The sequence below is a fragment of the Frankia sp. AvcI1 genome (genome assembly GCF_001420875.1).
In the GTDB taxonomy this organism is placed as follows: Bacteria; Actinomycetota; Actinomycetes; order Frankiales; family Frankiaceae; genus Frankia; species Frankia alni.
Genome location: NZ_LJFZ01000038.1, coordinates 33640 through 50985 on the forward strand (window position 1 = coordinate 33640; position 17346 = coordinate 50985).

The window sequence follows — 17346 nt, forward strand, 5'->3', positions numbered from 1 at the left end:
GCTGATGGCCACGCTCGGCTGCGGGGTCCTCACCGGAGCGGGCGCGGTCCTGAACACGCTGCGGGTCCGGCCGGCGTCGAGCGTGGCGGTGTTCGGGGCCGGGGCCGTGGGGCTGGCGGCCGTCATGGCGGCGCGCATCGCGGGCTGCGCGTCGATCACGGCCGTCGACACCCGGCCGCAGCGGCTGCGCCTGGCCGCCGAGCTCGGCGCGGACCGGACCATCGACGCCGGCGACACCGACGCCGTCGCCGTCCTCGAGAAGTCCGGCGGTGTGGACTACGCCGTCGAGGCCGCCGGCCACGTCGCCGTCATGCAGCAGGCCGTCGCCGCACTGGCCCCGGGCGGTGAGGCGGCGCTCGTCGGCGTGACCCTCGNCCAGTCGGTCCGCCTCGATCCGACCCTGCTGCAAAGCCGCGGGCTGACGGTCCGTGGCACGCTGGCGGCCGGCCGGGGGTCGCCCGCGGACCTCGTCGGGCGGCTCGCCGGCCACTGGCGCGAGGGCCGGCTGCCGATCGAACGGCTCGTGACGGTCTTCGACTTCGCCGATATCGGCACCGTCGTCGAGCGGGCGCGGGTGGGCAGCGTCCTCAAGGCGGTGCTGNGCATGCCGCACCTCGAGTGACGGTCCCTCGTACCGGTTCCGGAGCAGAGAGCCCCCGATGAGGAGAGCCATGACCACTGAGACCGAGAAGACGCCTGACATCACCGACCGCACCGACCGCACCGACCGCACCGACCTCAGCGACCTCAGCGACCTCAGCGACCTCAGCGGGATTTTCGAGGCGCAGCGCCGGCATCGCTGGGTCACGAAGACGTCGACCGTCGAGGAACGCACCGGGCATCTCACCCGCCTGCGGGCGGCGATCACCGAACATCTCGACGAGATCCGGGCCGCGCTGCACGCCGACCTGCTGNGCCCCCCGCNCCCCCGGGTCCCGACCGAGGTGGCGGCGGTGCTCGCCGACATCGACGACGCCGTCGCCCACCTCGCCTCGTGGACGGCACCGACCCCGCTGACCCCGCCGCCGTACCTCGGCGAAGGGGCCGCGGAGTTCGTGCAGTACGAGGCCCGCGGGGTCTGCCTGCTGTTCGCGCCGTGGAACTTTCCGTTCGGCCTGCTGTTCCAGCCCCTGGTGCCGATCATCGCCGCCGGCAACACCGCCATCGTCAAGCCGAACGAGCTCGCCCCGGCCACCTCCGCCATCAGCGCGCGGATCATCCGGGAGGTCTTCTCCCCCGAGCACGTCGCCGTGTTCACCGGCGGGGTCGAGCTGGCGAACGCACTGCTGGAGCTGCCCGTCGACCACATCTTCTTCACCGGCAGCCCCGCGGTCGGGCGGGTGGTGATGGCCGGCGCCGCCCGCCATCTCGCCTCGGTCACCCTCGAACTTGGCGGGAAGTGCCCGGCGATCGTCGACGGAACCACCGACGTCGCGACGGCCGCCGTCCAGATCGCCCAGGCCAAGCACAGCAACGCCGGGCAGATCTGCCTGTCGCCGGACCACCTGTGGGTGCGCCCGGAGGTCCGCGACGAGTTCCTGGAGCACTACCAGCGGTGGGTCGAGAAGAACCTCTACCGCGAGGGCGGCCTCGTGCCCGAGGCCCTGGGTCGGATCGTGAACCAGCGCAACGTGGACCGGCTGACCGGCTACCTCGACGACGCGGTCACCCGGGGCGCAACGCTGGTCGGCGGCGGGACGCCCGATCCCGCCGGGACCGTCCTGCCGCCCGCGGTCCTGCTCGACGTGACCCCCGACATGAAGATCATGGGCGAGGAGATCTTCGGGCCGATCCTGCCCGTGCTGACCTTCACCGACCCGGCCCAGGTCGTCGAGCACGTCCGCGCCGGCGGCAAGCCGCTGGCGATGTACGTCTACAGCAATGACCGAGCCCTGGTCGACGCGGTGCTCGCCGGCACGTCCTCCGGCGGGGTCACCGTCAACGGNTGGGCGCTGCACTTCGTCGACAGCCAGCTCCCCTTCGGCGGCGTCGGCACCAGCGGGATGGGCCGCTACCACGGCGTACACGGCTTCCGGGAGCTGTCCCATGCCCGCTCGGTCTTCGTCGCCGTCGGCGAGCCCGCGCCGCCGCCGACGGCATGAGGGCATGGCGCGACCATTCGCCATCCCGTTCCGAATCGACGCGAAGTGACACTCACTGTGCAAGCAGGACGTCAGGAGCGGCCGTGCGAGTCCTGGTCACCGGATCCCGAGGCAAGATCGGCTCCCGCGTGGTGGCGCGGCTGGGGGCCGACGGCCACCAGGTCACCGGGACGGACATCGTCGCCGCCCACTACGGCCCGCCGTTCGACCCCTACCTGCGCGCCGACCTCACCGACTACGGGCAGGCCGTCGCCGTCGTCCTGCGCACCCGCCCCGACGTCGTCATCCACACCGCCGGCATCCCCGAACCCTCGCACGACCCCGGGCACGTCATCTTCGCCACCAACACGCAGTCGACGTACAACATCGCCGAGGCGGTCGCCCGGACCCGCGTGCCCCGCCTGATCTACACCTCCAGCGAGACCGCGCCCGGTTTCGTCACCGCCGAACGGCCGTTCCTGCCCGACTACCTGCCCGTCGACGAGGACCACCCGCTGCGCCCCCAGGACGCCTACGGCCTGTCCAAGGCCCTCGGGGAGAACATCTGCGACGCGCTCGTGCGCCGCAGCGACGCCACCGCCGTCTCCGTGCGTCCCAGCCTCGTGCTCATCCCCGACGCCTACGAGACCGTCCACGCCGGCGTGGCCGCCGATCCGCGCCGGGGCGCGTTCAACCAGTGGTCCTACGTCGACGCCGACGACCTCGCCGACCTGATCGCCCTCGCCGCGACCGCCGACACCCCCGGCCACGAGGTCGTCTACGCCGCCCAGCCCGACAACATCGCCGGCCGCCCACTCGCCGAGCTCACCGCCGAGGTCTTCGGCGCGGACGCCCCACCGCTGCGGGAGCTCGACCGCCCCGACGCCGGCGGGATCTCCATCGCCAGGGCCCGCGCCCTGTTCGGCTGGAAGCCCGAGCGTTCCTGGCGCGACCACGTCAGCGGCAACGGCTGAGCCACCAGTCCTACGCCGCGGCGACGCCGGCATCTGACCGCCGCCGGCGCCCGACGCACCGGCGACGATCGCGGTGGGTGGTCGGCTTTGACAGTGGACGCCCGTCATGGTCAGTTGGACCTGACATGGAGATCGGACAGCTCAGGGCCTTCGTCGCCGTCGCCGAGGAGGGCCACGTCGGCCGCGCGGCGACGCGGCTGCACCTGACGCCGTCGCCGGTCAGCCGCAGCATCCGCGCGCTGGAGCACGAACTGGGCGTGGAGCTGTTCGCCCGCGGCCATCACTCGCTGGAACTCACCGAGGCCGGCCGGGCCGCCCTGCCACCGATCGAGGCGGCGCTGCGCAGTCTGGAGGAGGCGCGCTTCGCCGCCCGCCAGGCCGCCGGCCAGCTCCCGCCCCTGCGCCTGGGATCCACCCACTTCGCGCCGCCGCACATCGTCGACCGCGTCGCCGCGACCCTCACCTCGTTCCTGACCGGCGCGCCGGGCCAGACCCCCACCCCGGGCTCGGACGTCCCGGACGGGGCGCGCAGCGGTCTGGCGGAGCTGGTCCACAGCCCGTCCAGCGAGCTGCTGGCGACCCTGGCCCTCGGCGAGCTGGACCTCGCCCTGGTGCACCTGCCCGTCGACGATCCGTCGCTGGCGGTGCTACCGCTGGTCACCTACCGGTTCCGGGTCGCGATGCGCGCCGACGACGAGCTGGCGACCCGCACCTGCCTGTACCTGGCCGACCTGCGCGACCGGGAGATCCTGCTGACCCCCACCCGGCTACAGCCGACCGCCATGCGCCGGCTTCGGGACCGGTTGGAGCAGGACGGTCATGCCCACGTCGTCACGATGCGCGAGCAGGACCTGCTCGCGCTCGCGAACACCATCCGCCGCTCCCGCCAGCTCACCCTCACCGGCTCGGCGAACTCCGGGCCCGCCGGACGGGTGTTCACCGACCCGGCGTTCGCCCTGGTGCCGCTGGCCCCCGGCGAGATCGACTTCCAGCTCGGCCTCGCCTGGTCGCGCGCCACGGCCTCCCGCGATTCTCGGATCTCCGCCGCGGTCGACCACCTGCGCGCCACGATCCCGCCTCGGTGAGGTCGCGCACCGCGACGGTCCGCAGGGCGTGCGGTCCGACCCGCCGGGCGCATCGTGCGGGCGGGCCCCCGGGCGCGTGGTCGGACGTCACGGAACGCCGTCGTCCTCGACGGTGATCGACGGAGACGACGTCGATCGAGGGACGAATCCCGACAGGGTGCCGCCCCCATCGCGCCACGTATACGGGGAATCCCGTCGACACCCCTCACGGTAAGCCAATAACCCATACGTGTTACTTTCCGCACTACGTCGGACCCTGCCCGCAGGGCCCCTCGAGGAAAGGCGGGATGTGACCGCACCGCACCTGCAGTACGACGCCGTGGACAGCATGCGAGTCCTCCCCTCTCGGCTGGATCCGCGGGGTTCGGGACCCGGCCGGTCGGGACGCGGCTCGGGGCCCGGCGGCCCTCCCCCGCGGCGTCGGCGCGGGATGCTGGCCTTCCTCTCCTTCGTGTCCTGCTGCGTGCTGCTGGTCACGGTCGGCGGCTGGGCCGCCTACTCGTTCATCAACGGCAAGGTCAACCGCATCGACCTCGGGCTCTCCGACGGCAGCTCCAGCGGAGTGGGCGTGGCGAACTACCTGCTGGTCGGCACGGACAGCCGGGCCGGCACCGGCGGGGAGTACGGCGACGTCGAGGGGCAGCGTTCCGACACGACGATCCTCGCCCACCTGAGCAAGGACGGGACCACGACGATGATCTCGTTNCNCCGGGACATGTACGTGACGATCCCCGAGTACACCGACACGAACGGCAAGCGCCACGCGTCGACGAAGGACAAGTTCAACGCGNCCATCTCGTCGGGCGGCCCGTCACTGCTGGTCAAGACCATCGAGAGCCTCACCGGCATGCAGGTGGACCACTACATCTCGATGGACCTGCAGGGCTTCAAGAAGATCACCGACGCCATCGGGGGCGTCGAGGTGTGCATCAAGCCCTCGAACGCGCCGCCCCAGCGCTTCCAGGACGACAACGGCCGGTGGCGGGTCAGCACGAACACCAACGACCCGATGAGCGGCTTCCACGGCGGCCCGGGCACCATCCAGGTCGACGGGGACCAGGCGCTGGCCTTCGTCCGCCAACGCCACGGCCTGCCCGCCGGCGACACCGACCNGATCAGCCGCCAGCAGCAGTTCATCGGCGCCATGTTCCACAAGATCATGAATGGTGACACGCTGACGAACCCGATCAAGGCCGAGCGGCTGGTGTCCACCGCGGCGGGGGCGCTCACCCTCGACGAGCACACGACCATCGCCGACCTGCGCGGCCTGGCGACCCGCATCAAGGGCCTGACCAGCGGCGGGATCCGGATGCAGACCGTGCCCACCCACGCCCCGACCCGCGCCGAGGGCGCCGTCGACGACATGGGCGACATCCGCCTGCACNGCACCCGCGCGTCGGTGCAGTTCTACCGGCCCGACGACCTGCTGCGGATCGTCAATCCGCTCGGTGGCCGCGTCGAGGGCGCCACCACGTCGGGCGACGCGGGCGCGGGCGCTGGCCCGTCGCTCGCCCCGGGCGCCACCGCGGCCCCGTCGCAGGTCCGCGTCACCGTCTACAACGGCTCCTCCCGCTCCGGCCTCGCCTCCCAGGTCACCGCCGCGCTGACCCGCAAGGGCTTCCACGCACGCAACGCCGGCAACGCCTCGGCACTCACCCATGTGACCTCCCGGGTCATCTACGGGCCGGGGCAGGAGGCCGAGGCGCGCACCGTCGCCGCGGCCGTGCCGGGATCGAGCGTGCTGGCCGACTCCAGCGTCACCGGCGTCCAGCTCGTCCTCGGTTCCGGATTCACCGAGGTCGTCACGCCGGCAGTCTCCTCGGGCACCGGGACGTCCAGCGCCAACCCGGCCCCGGCGGCCGGCGGCACGACGGCCGGCGACGCGACGGCCGGCGCCACCCCCGCCGTCCAGGGCCCGACCGCCCCTCCCGAGGCCCCCACCTGCACCTACTGACCGAATCCCTCCCCGGCGAGCCGATCGCCGGCTCGACACCGAGCCCCCGGTCGGCGGGATCATCGACCGAAGGAATTGCTGAACCGCTCCGGAACCTCAGGCGGGAAAGCCTCTCCCACACCCGCGGCAACTTAGCCGGGCCGGCCCGCCGACGGCGCATCGTCGTCGGCGGGTCGGCGCGCCGGGCATTCCTCGAACAATGGGAATGCCGCGTCCAGGCCACCTTGACGATCGACCAAAAACAAACCAGGCACCACCCGACAAGGTAATGACGACCGCCTTACCGGTAGTTCTTCCGCGCCGGGAATCGCACGCTGCACGGAGCCCGGTAGCGGGAGTGCCCCGACGGCGGGGGCACCCGGCGCGTCCCGCAGTGCCGGCGTCAGCAGCCGCCCACCGGGGACGGGTGGGGCACCTCGGAGGGCGTGAACACCCGGCCGCGCTCGGCGGCGGCGACGAGGGTGAGCACGCCGTCGCGCCAGACGGGCCGCACGTGGTTGCGGGTGCGCAGGAGGTCGGACCGGCGGGGCTCCGCCTGCCCGGTGGGCACGACGACCCGGCCCACCGCGGTCTGCCCGAGCACGGTCTCCACCAGCACGGTGCCGCGCAGCCGGCCGACCCCCGGGTAGACGACGGCTCGCCCGCCCTGCCGGCCGGCGTGGTCCGCGACGGCCTGCGCGGCGCCGTCCGCGAGCTCGGGCGGGCCGATCCGTTCAGCCCCGCAGGCCAGCCCCACCGGCCCCGTTACCAGCGCCCCGACAGCGAGAAACTCGACCATCGATCCGGTCGACGCACCGGGCGCTGCCGCGCCGTCAAGCCCTCCGGCCCGGTATCCCCCGACCAGGTATCCCCCGAGCAGGTGTCCCCCGACCGGGCTCGCCCCGACCAGGCCTGTCTCGGCCGGTCCCGCCCCGGCCGGTCCCGCCCCGACCGGTCCTGGCCCGACCGGTCCTGGCCCGGCCAGGCCTGCCCCGACCAGCTCTGCCCCGACTGGGCCTGCCCCGACCAACGTGGCCGCGGCGGCGCGCCGGGCCGCCGCCAGCTCCACGATCGCCAGCTCGCCGGCGAGATGCGCCACGCGCCGCCAGCTACCCGGATCGCGCCAGGTCGGCGGCAGCGCGAACGACAGGGCCACGTGTGCGTTGTCCGCGCCGACGAGGTGGGTGCAGGCGACGGTGTCCCCCGGCAGGTCCAGCGCCTCGACCAGCCGGTGGATCAGCAGGTCGGCGTCGCGCAGCGAGGTGCAGCCGGCGTCGACCCCGACGATGAGCGACCCGGTCATCGCACGGGCGCCAGCACGGCGGGCCCCAGCACGGCGGACGCCAGCACGGCCGGCACCGCGGTGTCGGGTCGCGTCAGCCCGTCGACCGCGACCGCCGAGCAGGACGGGCCGGCCGGGCAGACCGGGCCCGGACGCCGACGCCCACCGCGACGATCCGCACGGTGCTCGTGATCCCCCATGTCGATCCCTTCGATGACCGCCGCGCCGCACGTGAGCATCCGGCGCGCCGAGCAGAGGGTGGCAGCGCCGGATGAACGTCCGGCCAACAGGAGAGGGCCACATCGTTGTGACCACATCCTTNCTAGTCAGAAAACGGCAGTCCGACTCGCTCCGTAGCCCATCTCGGCTATGACAATGAGGCCGTTTCTAGTCNCCTGACCTTTTGGTCAGTAGTTCCACCGGATTTCGCGGGCCGATGGGGGACCACGTTCGTGGGGTCCGGACCGGACACGCGCCACCGTGCGTCCGTTGGCACGTCCGATTGGCACGCAACGCAATGGCGTCGCCGCGACACCGGGTGTTCGCTGGAGCCGGTGGCGACGATCGAGCGGCGGCTCAGCCCGCACGGCAGGGCGCGATCCCGCCCAGCTCCCCTGCCCGGCCGGGCAGCCGCGCCGCGACTCTCGCCGTCGCCGCGCGGGCAGACCCGTGGACGTCCTCCCGCACCTGCATCCATCCGATCGACGAGAGGGAAGAGCCGATGACCGGCCGAGCTGGGCCCCCCGGTGTGGACCTACCGCTGGCGGGGGTGCGGGTGCTGGACCTGGCGGACGGCCGTTGCGAGTCGACCGGCCGCTACCTGGCCGACCTCGGCGCCGAGGTGCTGCGGATCGAACCGCCGGGCGGCGCGGCGTCGCGGCGGGTGGGCCCCTTCACCGAGGACGGGACGAGCCTGTCGTTCGCGGTCCATGCGATCAACAAGCGTGCCGCGGTGGTGGACCTGACCACGGCGGCGGGCCGGGAGCTCCTGGGCGCGCTGGCGGCGACCGCGGACATCCTGCTGCACACCGCCCGTCCGGACCAGCAGGCGGCGCTCGGCCTCGACCCCGAGGGCCTGCTGGCCGCCCACCCGGGCCTCGTCGTCNTCTCCATCACCGACTTCGGACTGACGGGTCCGTACCGGGACTGGACGGGCAGCAGTGACGTGCACGTGGCGATCGGCGGCCTGCTGTCCCNCTCGGGCCTGCCCGGCCTGCCGCCCCTGCTTCCGCCGGCGTTCCTGGCCGACGAGTGCGCCGCCGCGCAGGCCGCCTGGGCCACACTGGTCGCGTACGCCAACCGGCTGGACACGGGACGCGGCGACGCCGTCGACTTCTCGCTGCTCGAGGCCGTGGCCCAGGTCCTCGACCCGGGCTACGGCATCTCGGGCAGCGCCCGCGCGGGGGCGACGGTGCGCGACCTCCCGCGGGGGCGGCCTGACGCCCGCCACCTGTACCCGATCTTCCCCGCGGCCGACGGCTGGGTGCGGATCTGCCTGCTCGCGGCGCGGCAGTGGCGAGGGATGTTCCGCTGGCTCGGCGAACCGGCCCAGTTTGCCGAGCCGAAATACGACAACATCGGCGTCCGCTTCGCCGCCGCCGGCGAGCTCTACCCGCTGATCGGGAAGCTGTTCGCCGAGCGCACCATGGAGACGATCGTCGCCGAGTCGATCGGTTTCGGCGTGCCCGCCGCCGCCCTGCTCGACGCCGCCGCGACGGTGGCCGGCGAGCATGTCCGCGCGCGGGGGACGTTCGTGCCCGTCGAGGTCGCCCCGGGCGTGACGGTGCCGGTGGCCGACGGGCTGGTGGAGATCGACGGTGTCCGGGCCGGCCGGCGGTTCGGCCCGCCGCCTCTCGGCGAGTGCGACCCCGCGGTCCTCGTGACCACCGCAGCCGCCTCGCGACCCGGTCCGGAGCGGGCAGGCGACCTGATCGGTGCGGCGGGGGCGCCGCGCCATCCGTTCGCCGGGCTGCGGGTACTCGACCTCGGGGTGATCGTCGTCGGGGCGGAGCTGGGCCGGCTGTTCGCCGATCACGGCGCCGAGGTCATCAAGGTCGAGAACAGGGCTTTCCCGGACGGCTCGCGGCAGAACCGCAGCGGCGGGCAGATGAGCGAGAGCTTCGCCTGGGGCCACCGCAACAAGTCCAGTCTCGGGCTGAACCTGCGCGACCCGCGCGGCCAGGCGATCTTCCTGCGGCTGGCCGCGTCCGCCGACGTCGTGCTGTCGAACTTCAAGCCGGGCGCCATGGAGTCGCTCGGACTCGGTTATGACGAGCTCGCCCGGGTGAACCCGGGGATCATCGTCGCCGACAGCAGCGCGTTCGGCTCGACCGGGCCGTGGAGCCGCCGCCTCGGCTACGGGCCGCTGGTGCGGGCCACCGCCGGCCTCAGCGAGCTGTGGCGCTACCCGGACCTGCCGGACGGGTTCTGCGACGCGATCACGATCTACCCCGATCACGTCGCCGCCCGGGTGAGCGCGGTGGCGGTGCTGGCGCTGCTGCTGCNCCGGCGGCGCACCGGCCGCGGCGGCACGGTGAGCGCCGCCCAGATCGAGACGATCTTCTACCAGATGGGGGCGGGTCTCGCCGAGGAGTACCTGCGCCCCGGGTCGGTCCGCGCCGAGGGCAACGACCGGCGCGGCGACGCCCCACGCGGGCTGTTCGCCTGCGCCGGGGACGACGAGTGGTGCGTCGTCGACGTGAACGCCGGCGGCGACGGCGACACGACGTTCGGCCGGCTCGCCGACGTCGTGGGCGAGCCGCGCTGGCGGGACGACCCCCGGTTCGCCACCGCGGCCGGCCGCGACGCCCACCGAGCGGAGATCAACGCCGCGGTGGGCCGCTGGACCGCGACCCACACCCCGGCGCAGGCCGCCCGCCACCTGCAGGAACACGGCGTGCCCGCCGGGCAGATGCTGCGGGTGCACGAGCTGCCGGCCGATCCGCAGCTCGCCGCCCGGCGCCTGCTCGTCGAGCAGGACCAGCCCCAGCTGCCGCCGCCGCTGCTGACGCTGGGTGGTGAGGCCCACTACCGGGGCGTCGCCGACCCGCTCACCGGCCCGGCGCCGCTGGTCGCCGAGCACACCCGCGAGCTGGCCGAACGCCTGCTCGGCCTGACCCCCGCCGAGGTGGACGCACTGGTCGCCGCGGGCGTGCTCGAAGCACCGTCCCCTGCCCTGCCCGTGCCGTGACCGGGACCGGTCCGCAGCCGTCCGTCTCCGCCGGCGGCCGTCGACCCAGGCAGAGTGACCAGTACGTTCGGCACGATCAGGAGATGTGATGAGCACCCGCGACGACCTCGACCTGGACCTCGACCCCGCGACGCCGGTGCTGGTCGGGGTCGGCCAGCACGCCGAGCAGCCCGGCCGGCCCGGGTACGCGCGGCTGTCCGCGGTGGAGCTGGCGGCGGCGGCGGCCCGACGGGCGGTCGAGGACGCCGGCATCGATCCGGCCGCGATCGACACGGTGGCGGGGGTCCGCCAGTTCGAGATCTCCGGCGCCCGGGCGAAGGCCCCGCTGGGCCGGTCGGACAACTACCCACGCTCGGTCGCCGCCCGCCTCGGCGCGAACCCCGCGCGCGCCGTACTCGAAGTCGTCGGCGGCCAGTCGCCGCAGCACCTCGTCAACGAGTTCGCCGCGGCGATCGCGACCGGCGCAGGGCCCGAGGTCGTGCTGCTGTTCGGCTCGGAGGCGATCTCCACCACGCGGGCGCTCGCCGACGCCCCCGACCGGCCCGACTTCACCGAACACGTCGGCGGCCAACTCGACGACCGCGGCTACGGCCTGACCGGACTGTCGTCGCGCTATCACGCCACCCACGGCCTGCTCGGCNCACCCAGCCAGTACGCCCTGTTCGAGAACGCCCGCCGGGCGAGGCTGAAACTGTCCCGCGCCGAGTACGCCCAGGCCATGGGCGAACTGTTCGCCCCCTTCACCACGGTCGCCGCCNCCAACCCCTACGCCGCAGCTCCCGTCGAACGCGACGCGACCGAGATCGCCACCGTCACCGAACGCAACCGGATGATCGCCGACCCCTACCCGCGGTTCGTCGTCGCCCGCGACCAGGTCAACCAGGGCGCCGCCGTCCTGCTCACCTCGGTCGCCGCCGCCCGCCGCCTCGGCGTGCCACCCGAAAAGTGGATCTTCCTGGCCGGCCACGCCGACCTACGCGAACGCGACCTGCTCGCCCGCGCCGACCTCTCGACCAGCCCCGCCGCGATCATGGCCGTCCGCCACGCCCTCGACGTCGCCGGCCGCACCCTCGACGAGATCAGCACCTTCGACCTGTACAGCTGCTTCCCGATCGCCGTGTTCAACGTCTGCGACGGCCTCGGCCTCGCCCCCGACGACCCCCGCGGGCTGACCCTCACCGGCGGCCTGCCGTTCTTCGGCGGCGCCGGCAACAACTACTCCATGCACGCCATCGCCGAGACCGTCGCCCGGCTGCGCGCCACCCCCGGCTCCCACGGCCTCGTCGGCGCCAACGGCGGCTCCCTGTCCAAATACTCCGTCGGCATCTACACCACCACCCCCACACCGTGGCGGCCCGACCACAGCGCCACCCTCCAGGCCGAGATCGACTCTTGGGAACCCGTCGCGGTCGCGACCCGCGCCGACGGCCCGGCGACGATCGAGACGTTCACCATCACCCACGGCCGTGACGGCCAGCGCACCGGCATCATCGTCGGCCGCCTCGACCGCGACGGCCGGCGCTTCCTCGCCACCACCACCCGCGGCGACACCGACCTGCTCGACCTGCTGGCCGGCGAATCCCCGTTCGGCGAACAGATCTTCGTGCGCGCCACCGCGGACGGCAACCGGGCCGCCGTCAGCCGCGCCGCCCTGACCGCCCTGCTCCCCACCCGCAGCCCTGGTTTCCGCGACGGCTACGAGCACATCCTCGTCCGCCGAGACGGCCACCTCCTCNAGGTCACCATCAACCGGCCCCAGGTCCGCAACGCGCTGCATCCGCCGGCGAACACCGAGCTGGCCGAGGTCTTCGACGCCTACTTCGCCGACCCCGACCTGTGGGTCNCGATCATCACCGGTGCCGGGGACACCGCGTTCAGCGCCGGCAACGACCTGACCTGGACAGCCAGCGGCAAACGCGGCTCGGTGCCGCTGACCGGCTTCGCCGGGCTCACCAGCCGCCGGGACCTGACCAAACCCGTCATCGCCGCCGTCAACGGCCACGCCCTCGGCGGCGGCTGCGAAATCGCCCTCGCCTGCCACCTCGTCGTCGCCGACACCACCGCCCGGTTCGCCCTCACCGAAGTCCGCGTCGGCCTCGCCGCCGGCGCCGGCGGCCTGGTCCGCCTCCCCCGCGCCCTGCCGCCGAAGCTCGCCACCGAGATGATCCTCACCGGCCGCCGCCTCGACGCCACCGAAGCCCACGCGCACGGCCTGGTCAACCGGATCGTCCCCGCCGGCACCGCCCTCGACGGCGCCCGCGCGCTCGCCGCCGACATCCTCGCCGGCTCACCCACCTCGGTACGCGTCTCCCTGCAGATCATGAACGAGACCGCCGGGATCACCGACCCCCACGACGCCGTCACCCACGACTCCCCTGCCCTCGACGACCTCCTCCTCAGCGAGGACATGCTCGAAGGCCTCACCGCCTTCGCCGAGAAACGCACCCCCCACTGGCGCAACCGCTGACCGCACTCAGCCGTTGGTGTAGGTCGGCGGGCGCTTCTCGCGGAACGCCGAGATCTGCTCGGTGTGGTCGCGGGTGAAGGCGGTCATGATCTGGGTGCGGTTCTCCAGGTCGATGCCCGCCTGCAGGCTGCCGACCTCGAGCTGGCTCCAGGCCACCTCCTTGGTCATCCACACGCCCATCGGGCTGTTCGCCGTGATCTGCGCGGCGATCTCCAGGGCGGCGTCGAGCGTCTCGCCGTCGGGGACGACCCGGCTGACCATGCCGAGCCGCTCCGCCTCGGCGGCGTCGACGAGCCGGCCGGTGAGCAGCAGCTCGTGCGACCGCCCGGCGCCGATCAGCCGGGGCAGCAGCCAGCTCACCCCGATGTCGCAGCCGGACAGGCCGATGCNGACGAACGCGGCGTTGAACCGGGCGGAGGTGGCGGCGACCCGGATGTCGGCGGCCAGCGCCAGGCCGAATCCGCCGCCCGCCGCCGGCCCGTTCACCGCGGCGATCACCGGCTGTGCGAGGTTGCGCAGCCGGGGGACGAGGGCCGCGATCGCCTGTTGGGTGTGCAGGCGGGCCTGCGGGGAGGCATCGGCCTCGCCCGCCCGCTTGCCCGGCATGCTGAACAGGTCCAGCCCGGCGCAGAATCCGCGACCGGCGCCGGTCAGCACCACGACCCGGCACGCCTCGTCGGCGGTCACCTCGTCGAGGGCGTGGTGCAGGTCGCGGATCATTTCCGCGGACAGTGCGTTGAGCCGCTCCGGCCGGTTCATCGTCAGCACGCGCACACCCGGCGCGGGCTGCGTCACCAGCACCGTGCGGCCCTCGGCCGCGGTGTCCCGCAGATACAGATCGCCGTTGAGGTACACGGGCCCGCCCTTCGCTCGGATCGGCCGTCTCGGACAGGCCGTCTCGGATCGGCCCTCTCGGATCGCCGGCGCTGGCGTCGCGCCTTCGGGGGCCGTGGGCGACGCCGGCCCGGTCGGGTCAGCTCGTCGTCGGGGGCATCGGCCTCGGCCGGCTGGTATCACGGTGGACCCGGAAGAGCGCCTCCTGGCTCAGNCTCGCGCCGAGGATGCCGTCGGCGGTGTGGATCGTGCCGGAGTACAGCCCGCGTCCCCCCGCCGCCGAGTGCGGGACCAGGTCGAGCAGCACCCAGTCGTCCATCCGGATCGGCCGGTGGAACCAGACGGCGTGGTCGAGGCTCGCGCCCGAGAGGGCCGCGCCGCCGGGAAACGCCGCGAGGCCGGTGAAGGTGTCCGACAGGTAGGTCAGGACGCAGGCGTGCAGCAGCCGGTCGTCGGGCAGCGCGACGGTGCTGCGCGCCCACACGCGGGTGGGCCACCCGGAGTTCTCGTAGGGCTGTTTCGGCAGCCGGCCCTCGATCGAGAACAGCCGACCGAAGCGCAGCTGGTCGGCCGTGTCCGGGTCGCCGGCGTCGGGCATCGGGTCGACCTGGTGGTCGGCGCCGTCCTCCGGGACCTGGAACGANACCGACATGTTGAAGATGACCTTGCCGCCCTGGACGGCGACGACCCGGCGGGCGGAGAACGACCGGCCGTCCCGGTCCCGCTCCACCCGGAAGATCGTCGGCCGGGAGGCGTCCCCGCTGCGCAGGTAGTAGCCGTGCAACGAGTGCGGGACGCGCCCGGTGGGCACCGTGCGTCCGGCGGCGAGCAACGCCTGGGCGGCGACCTGCCCGCCGTAGAGGGAGTACCGGTCCTCGAACACCGTCAGGGCCCGGTAGAGGTCCTGGTCCAGCTCCTCCAGCTCCAGCAGATCGAGAATCGAGGCCCCCGGCTCGGCCGGCGGCGGCACGCTGCTCACATTCGCCCCCTTGCGTCAGCTGGCGGTGGTCAGGCCCCAGGCCTGTCTCACCTGGGCGAGGGTGGAGCTGCCCACGGCCGGTCCCATCTCGGCGACCCGCCCCGGGGTGCGCGAGAAGCGCGGCGCCGGGGCCGGAGCCACCTCGTCGCCCAGGTCGACGAACACCTCCCGGGCGGCCAGATGCGGGTGCGCGCGCGCCTCCGACCAGCTCAGCACCGGCGCCGCGCAGGCGTCGGTGCCGTTGAACACCTGCTCCCACTCCGCCCGGGTGCGGCTGGCGAACACGGTGGCGAACGCCGCGCGCATCTGCGGCCAGCGGCTGGCGTCGTTCTGGGCGTCCGCCCACTCCGGCAGGCCCAGCAGCTCGACGAGCCTGGCGTAGAACTGCGCCTCGATGGCGCCGACGGAGAACCAGCCGCCGTCGGCGGTCTCGTAGACGTCGTACCAGGGTCGGCCGGTGTCCAGCATGTTCGTGCCCCGCGGCTCGCCCCACTCCTTGCGGGAGATCATCGACCACATCATCGCCGACAGCGACGCCACCCCGTCGACGATGGCGCAGTCGACGACCTGCCCCCGGCCGGAGCCGCGGGCCTCGTGCAGCGCGGCGAGGATGCCGACGACGAGGTACAGCGCGCCGCCGCCGAAGTCGCCGACCAGGTTCAGCGGCACCTGTGGCGGCCCGCCCGCCCGGCCGATGGCGCCCAGCGCCCCGGTGATCGCCACGTAGTTGATGTCGTGGCCGGCGGAGCGCGACCAGGGACCCTCCTGGCCCCATCCGGTCATCCGGCCGTAGACCAGTGCGGGGTTGCGGGCGAGCAACGCGTCGGGGCCGAGGCCGAGTCGCTCGGTGACCCCCGGCCGGTAGCCCTCGATGAACACGTGGGCGGCGTCGATCAGGTCCAGCAGACCGGCGTGCTCGTCGGGGTTCTTCAGGTCGAGCGCGACGGACGGTCGACCACGGGTCAGCCAGTCGGGCTGCGTGCCCACGGTGGCCGGCTTGTCCACCCGGATGACGTCCGCGCCGAGCTCGGTGAGCAGCGTGGCCGCGAACGGCGCCGGCCCGATGCCGGCCAGCTCGATGACCCGCACGCCGTGCAGCGGGCCGTACGCGGCCGCGGGAGAGGGGGTCGAGGGGTCGGGCATCATCGCTCCTTCGGGGTGGATCACGGCTTCCNGGCGGGTCAGTACTTCCGGGTGGATCGCGGCTTCGGGGTAAAACAGGTCCCTGGCTCGGATCATGCCGTTCCCGGCCGCGTGGTGCCTGGTCAGCCGGGGGTGGGGATGCCGGAGGCCGCCGGCGCCGGGACGGCCGGGGTGGTGGTCCGCGCCCGCAGCAGGCGCCGGGCGACGGCGTGCTTGTGCACCTCGGTCGGGCCGTCGTAGAGGCGGAACGCCCGAATGTCCCGGAAGATCATCTCGACGACGGTCTCGTCGGTCACCCCGATGCCGCCGAGGACCTGCACGCAGCGGTCGGCGACGCGGAACAGCTCCTCGGACACGTAGCACTTGACCTTCGACGCCTCGTGCCTGCCCTGCTCCCCCCGGTCGAGCAGCCAGCAGGCGTGCCAGATCGCCAGCCGGCAGTTGTCCAGTGCGATCTCGTTGTCGGCGAGCTGGAAGCCGACGCCCTGGTGCTCCCCGATCGGGCGACCGAACGCCGTGCGGGTGCGGGCGTGCTCGACGGCGATGCTGTGCGCCCGGTCGGCCGCGCCCAGCCAGCGCATGCAGTGGGTCAGCCGGGCCGGGGTGAGCCGCAGCTGGGCGTAGCGGAAGGCGTCGCCGGGCGTGCCGAGCACCGCCGAGGCGGGCAGGCGCAGGTCGCGGAAGTTCACCACGCCGTGACCCTCGACGTAGTTGCGGTCCATGGTGTTCATGACCCGCTCCACCTCGATGCCGGGTGTGTCGCCCCGGGTGAGGAACAGCGTCGGGCCGCCCAGCCCGTCGGCGCCGGGGGCCAGCCGGGCCATGATGATCCAGGTCAGCGCGCCGTTCGCCCCGGTGATCAGCCACTTGCGCCCGTTGACCACGAAGTCGTCGCCGTCGCGGACGGCCTCGGTGAGCAGCTGGTTCGGGTCGGAGCCGGCGCCGCCCGGCTCGGTCATCGCGAACACCGAGCGCGCCCCGCCATCAATGACCGGCCGCAGGAACTCCTCCTGCTGCTCCGGGTCGGCGATCTTCGCCAGCAGCCCCATGTTCGCCTCGTCCGGCGCGGCGCAGTTCATCGCCACCGGCCCGAGCGTCGACCAGCCGGCCGCCTCGTAGACCACCGCCTGCTCGATGTGGGTGAGCTCCCGGCCGCCGAACCTCCTCGGCGCCTGGATGGTCAGCAGGCCGGCCTTGCGCGCCAGGCCGACGAGGTCCTGGCGCAGCTCGTCGGTGGGGCCGTGCGCGGTCAGCCGCGGGTCGCGCTCGAACGGGACGATCTCGTTCTCGACGAACGACCGCACCCGCTCCCGAAGATCCACCAGCTCCTGCGGAAGACTGAAATCGATCATGATTTTCCCTGCAGTCTCGTCGGAAT

Annotated in this window: 9 protein-coding genes and 19 pseudogenes; 21 read left to right on the forward strand and 7 right to left on the reverse strand. The window is 73.5% G+C overall.

The genetic code is table 11. The annotated features are described in order from the left end of the window. Positions 1-4 precede the first annotated feature (4 nt). From UK94_RS67925 to UK94_RS67955, 12 genes and pseudogenes are all read left to right on the forward strand, one after another. Positions 5-374: zinc-binding dehydrogenase (locus tag UK94_RS67925; RefSeq protein ID WP_268761687.1), on the forward strand; the 370-nt coding region annotated here is incomplete at its 3' end. Position 375: 1 nt separating this feature from the next. Next, positions 376-601, forward strand: a pseudogene (locus UK94_RS67930) (NAD(P)-dependent alcohol dehydrogenase); the annotation flags it as partial. A gap of 70 nt (positions 602-671) precedes the next feature. Next, positions 672-914, forward strand: a pseudogene (locus tag UK94_RS67935) (aldehyde dehydrogenase); the annotation flags it as partial. A gap of 11 nt (positions 915-925) precedes the next feature. After that, positions 926-1945: pseudogene (locus UK94_RS27925) on the forward strand (aldehyde dehydrogenase family protein); the annotation flags it as partial. Between the two features lies 1 nt (position 1946). Further along, a pseudogene (locus UK94_RS67940) lies at positions 1947-2102 on the forward strand (aldehyde dehydrogenase); the annotation flags it as partial. An 83-nt stretch (positions 2103-2185) separates the two neighbouring features. Then, positions 2186-3055 carry an NAD(P)-dependent oxidoreductase gene (locus UK94_RS27930; RefSeq protein ID WP_055752175.1) on the forward strand — a complete coding sequence of 290 codons (870 nt, stop codon included), beginning with the start codon at positions 2186-2188 and terminating at the stop codon, positions 3053-3055. A gap of 125 nt (positions 3056-3180) precedes the next feature. Next, complete coding sequence (locus UK94_RS27935) at positions 3181-4140, forward strand: LysR family transcriptional regulator (RefSeq protein ID WP_041939567.1); 960 nt, start codon at positions 3181-3183, stop codon at positions 4138-4140. A 430-nt stretch (positions 4141-4570) separates the two neighbouring features. Beyond that, positions 4571-4845, forward strand: a pseudogene (locus UK94_RS75255) (LytR family transcriptional regulator); the annotation flags it as partial. Positions 4846-4848: 3 nt separating this feature from the next. Further along, positions 4849-4930, forward strand: a pseudogene (locus UK94_RS67945) (hypothetical protein); the annotation flags it as partial. Position 4931: 1 nt separating this feature from the next. Further along, positions 4932-5252, forward strand: a pseudogene (locus UK94_RS67950) (LCP family protein); the annotation flags it as partial. Between the two features lies 1 nt (position 5253). Continuing rightward, positions 5254-5524: pseudogene (locus UK94_RS75260) on the forward strand (LytR family transcriptional regulator); the annotation flags it as partial. Positions 5525-5539: 15 nt separating this feature from the next. Beyond that, entirely contained in the window at positions 5540-6094 is a 555-nt protein-coding gene (locus tag UK94_RS67955; protein WP_235490307.1) for a LytR C-terminal domain-containing protein, read from the forward strand. Between the two features lie 382 nt (positions 6095-6476). Here UK94_RS67955 and UK94_RS27945 read toward each other — a convergent pair whose 3' ends face one another. After that, positions 6477-7376 carry a hypothetical protein gene (locus UK94_RS27945; RefSeq protein WP_055752177.1) on the reverse strand — a complete coding sequence of 300 codons (900 nt, stop codon included), beginning with the start codon at positions 7374-7376 and terminating at the stop codon, positions 6477-6479. A gap of 700 nt (positions 7377-8076) precedes the next feature. Between UK94_RS27945 and UK94_RS67960 the strand changes: the two genes are divergently transcribed. The 9 genes and pseudogenes from UK94_RS67960 to UK94_RS68000 all read left to right on the forward strand — a co-directional run. Then, positions 8077-8460: CoA transferase (locus tag UK94_RS67960; RefSeq protein WP_235490279.1), on the forward strand; the 384-nt coding region annotated here is incomplete at its 3' end. Between the two features lies 1 nt (position 8461). After that, positions 8462-8551, forward strand: a pseudogene (locus tag UK94_RS67965) (hypothetical protein); the annotation flags it as partial. 1 nt (position 8552) lies between these two features. After that, positions 8553-9859 (forward strand): annotated as a pseudogene (locus UK94_RS67970) (CoA transferase); the annotation flags it as partial. A 1-nt stretch (position 9860) separates the two neighbouring features. Further along, positions 9861-10545, forward strand: a pseudogene (locus UK94_RS67975) (CoA transferase); the annotation flags it as partial. 88 nt (positions 10546-10633) lie between these two features. Then, positions 10634-11185, forward strand: a pseudogene (locus tag UK94_RS67980) (acetyl-CoA acetyltransferase); the annotation flags it as partial. A gap of 1 nt (position 11186) precedes the next feature. Continuing rightward, positions 11187-11302, forward strand: a pseudogene (locus UK94_RS67985) (hypothetical protein); the annotation flags it as partial. A 1-nt stretch (position 11303) separates the two neighbouring features. Beyond that, positions 11304-12280 (forward strand): annotated as a pseudogene (locus UK94_RS67990) (acetyl-CoA acetyltransferase); the annotation flags it as partial. Between the two features lies 1 nt (position 12281). Then, positions 12282-12388: pseudogene (locus tag UK94_RS67995) on the forward strand (enoyl-CoA hydratase); the annotation flags it as partial. Position 12389: 1 nt separating this feature from the next. Next, positions 12390-13012, forward strand: a pseudogene (locus UK94_RS68000) (enoyl-CoA hydratase-related protein); the annotation flags it as partial. A gap of 6 nt (positions 13013-13018) precedes the next feature. On the opposite strand, the gene UK94_RS68005 reads toward UK94_RS68000, so the two are convergent. The 6 genes and pseudogenes from UK94_RS68005 to UK94_RS27980 all read right to left on the reverse strand — a co-directional run. Next, a partial coding sequence (locus UK94_RS68005) for an enoyl-CoA hydratase-related protein (protein ID WP_235490281.1) occupies positions 13019-13401 on the reverse strand: 383 nt, incomplete at its 5' end. Position 13402: 1 nt separating this feature from the next. Continuing rightward, positions 13403-13867 (reverse strand): annotated as a pseudogene (locus UK94_RS68010) (enoyl-CoA hydratase/isomerase family protein); the annotation flags it as partial. A gap of 194 nt (positions 13868-14061) precedes the next feature. Continuing rightward, positions 14062-14489 (reverse strand): annotated as a pseudogene (locus UK94_RS68015) (thioesterase family protein); the annotation flags it as partial. Between the two features lies 1 nt (position 14490). Then, positions 14491-14825, reverse strand: a pseudogene (locus tag UK94_RS68020) (thioesterase family protein); the annotation flags it as partial. 15 nt (positions 14826-14840) lie between these two features. Then, positions 14841-15971 carry a CaiB/BaiF CoA-transferase family protein gene (locus UK94_RS27975; RefSeq protein WP_231861146.1) on the reverse strand — a complete coding sequence of 377 codons (1131 nt, stop codon included), beginning with the start codon at positions 15969-15971 and terminating at the stop codon, positions 14841-14843. Positions 15972-16090: 119 nt separating this feature from the next. Further along, entirely contained in the window at positions 16091-17320 is a 1230-nt protein-coding gene (locus UK94_RS27980) for an acyl-CoA dehydrogenase (protein WP_055752182.1), read from the reverse strand. Between the last annotated feature and the right edge of the window lie 26 nt (positions 17321-17346).

Excerpts from the sequence above, each read along its gene's own strand:
- UK94_RS27935 (WP_041939567.1), top strand. The coding sequence starts at position 3,181 with ATGGAGATCGGACAGCTCAGGGCCTTCGTCGCCGTCGCCGAGGAGGGC.
- UK94_RS27945 (WP_055752177.1), bottom strand. The coding sequence starts at position 7,376 with ATGACCGGGTCGCTCATCGTCGGGGTCGACGCCGGCTGCACCTCGCTG.
- UK94_RS27975 (WP_231861146.1), bottom strand. The coding sequence starts at position 15,971 with ATGATGCCCGACCCCTCGACCCCCTCTCCCGCGGCCGCGTACGGCCCG.
- UK94_RS27980 (WP_055752182.1), bottom strand. The coding sequence starts at position 17,320 with ATGATCGATTTCAGTCTTCCGCAGGAGCTGGTGGATCTTCGGGAGCGG.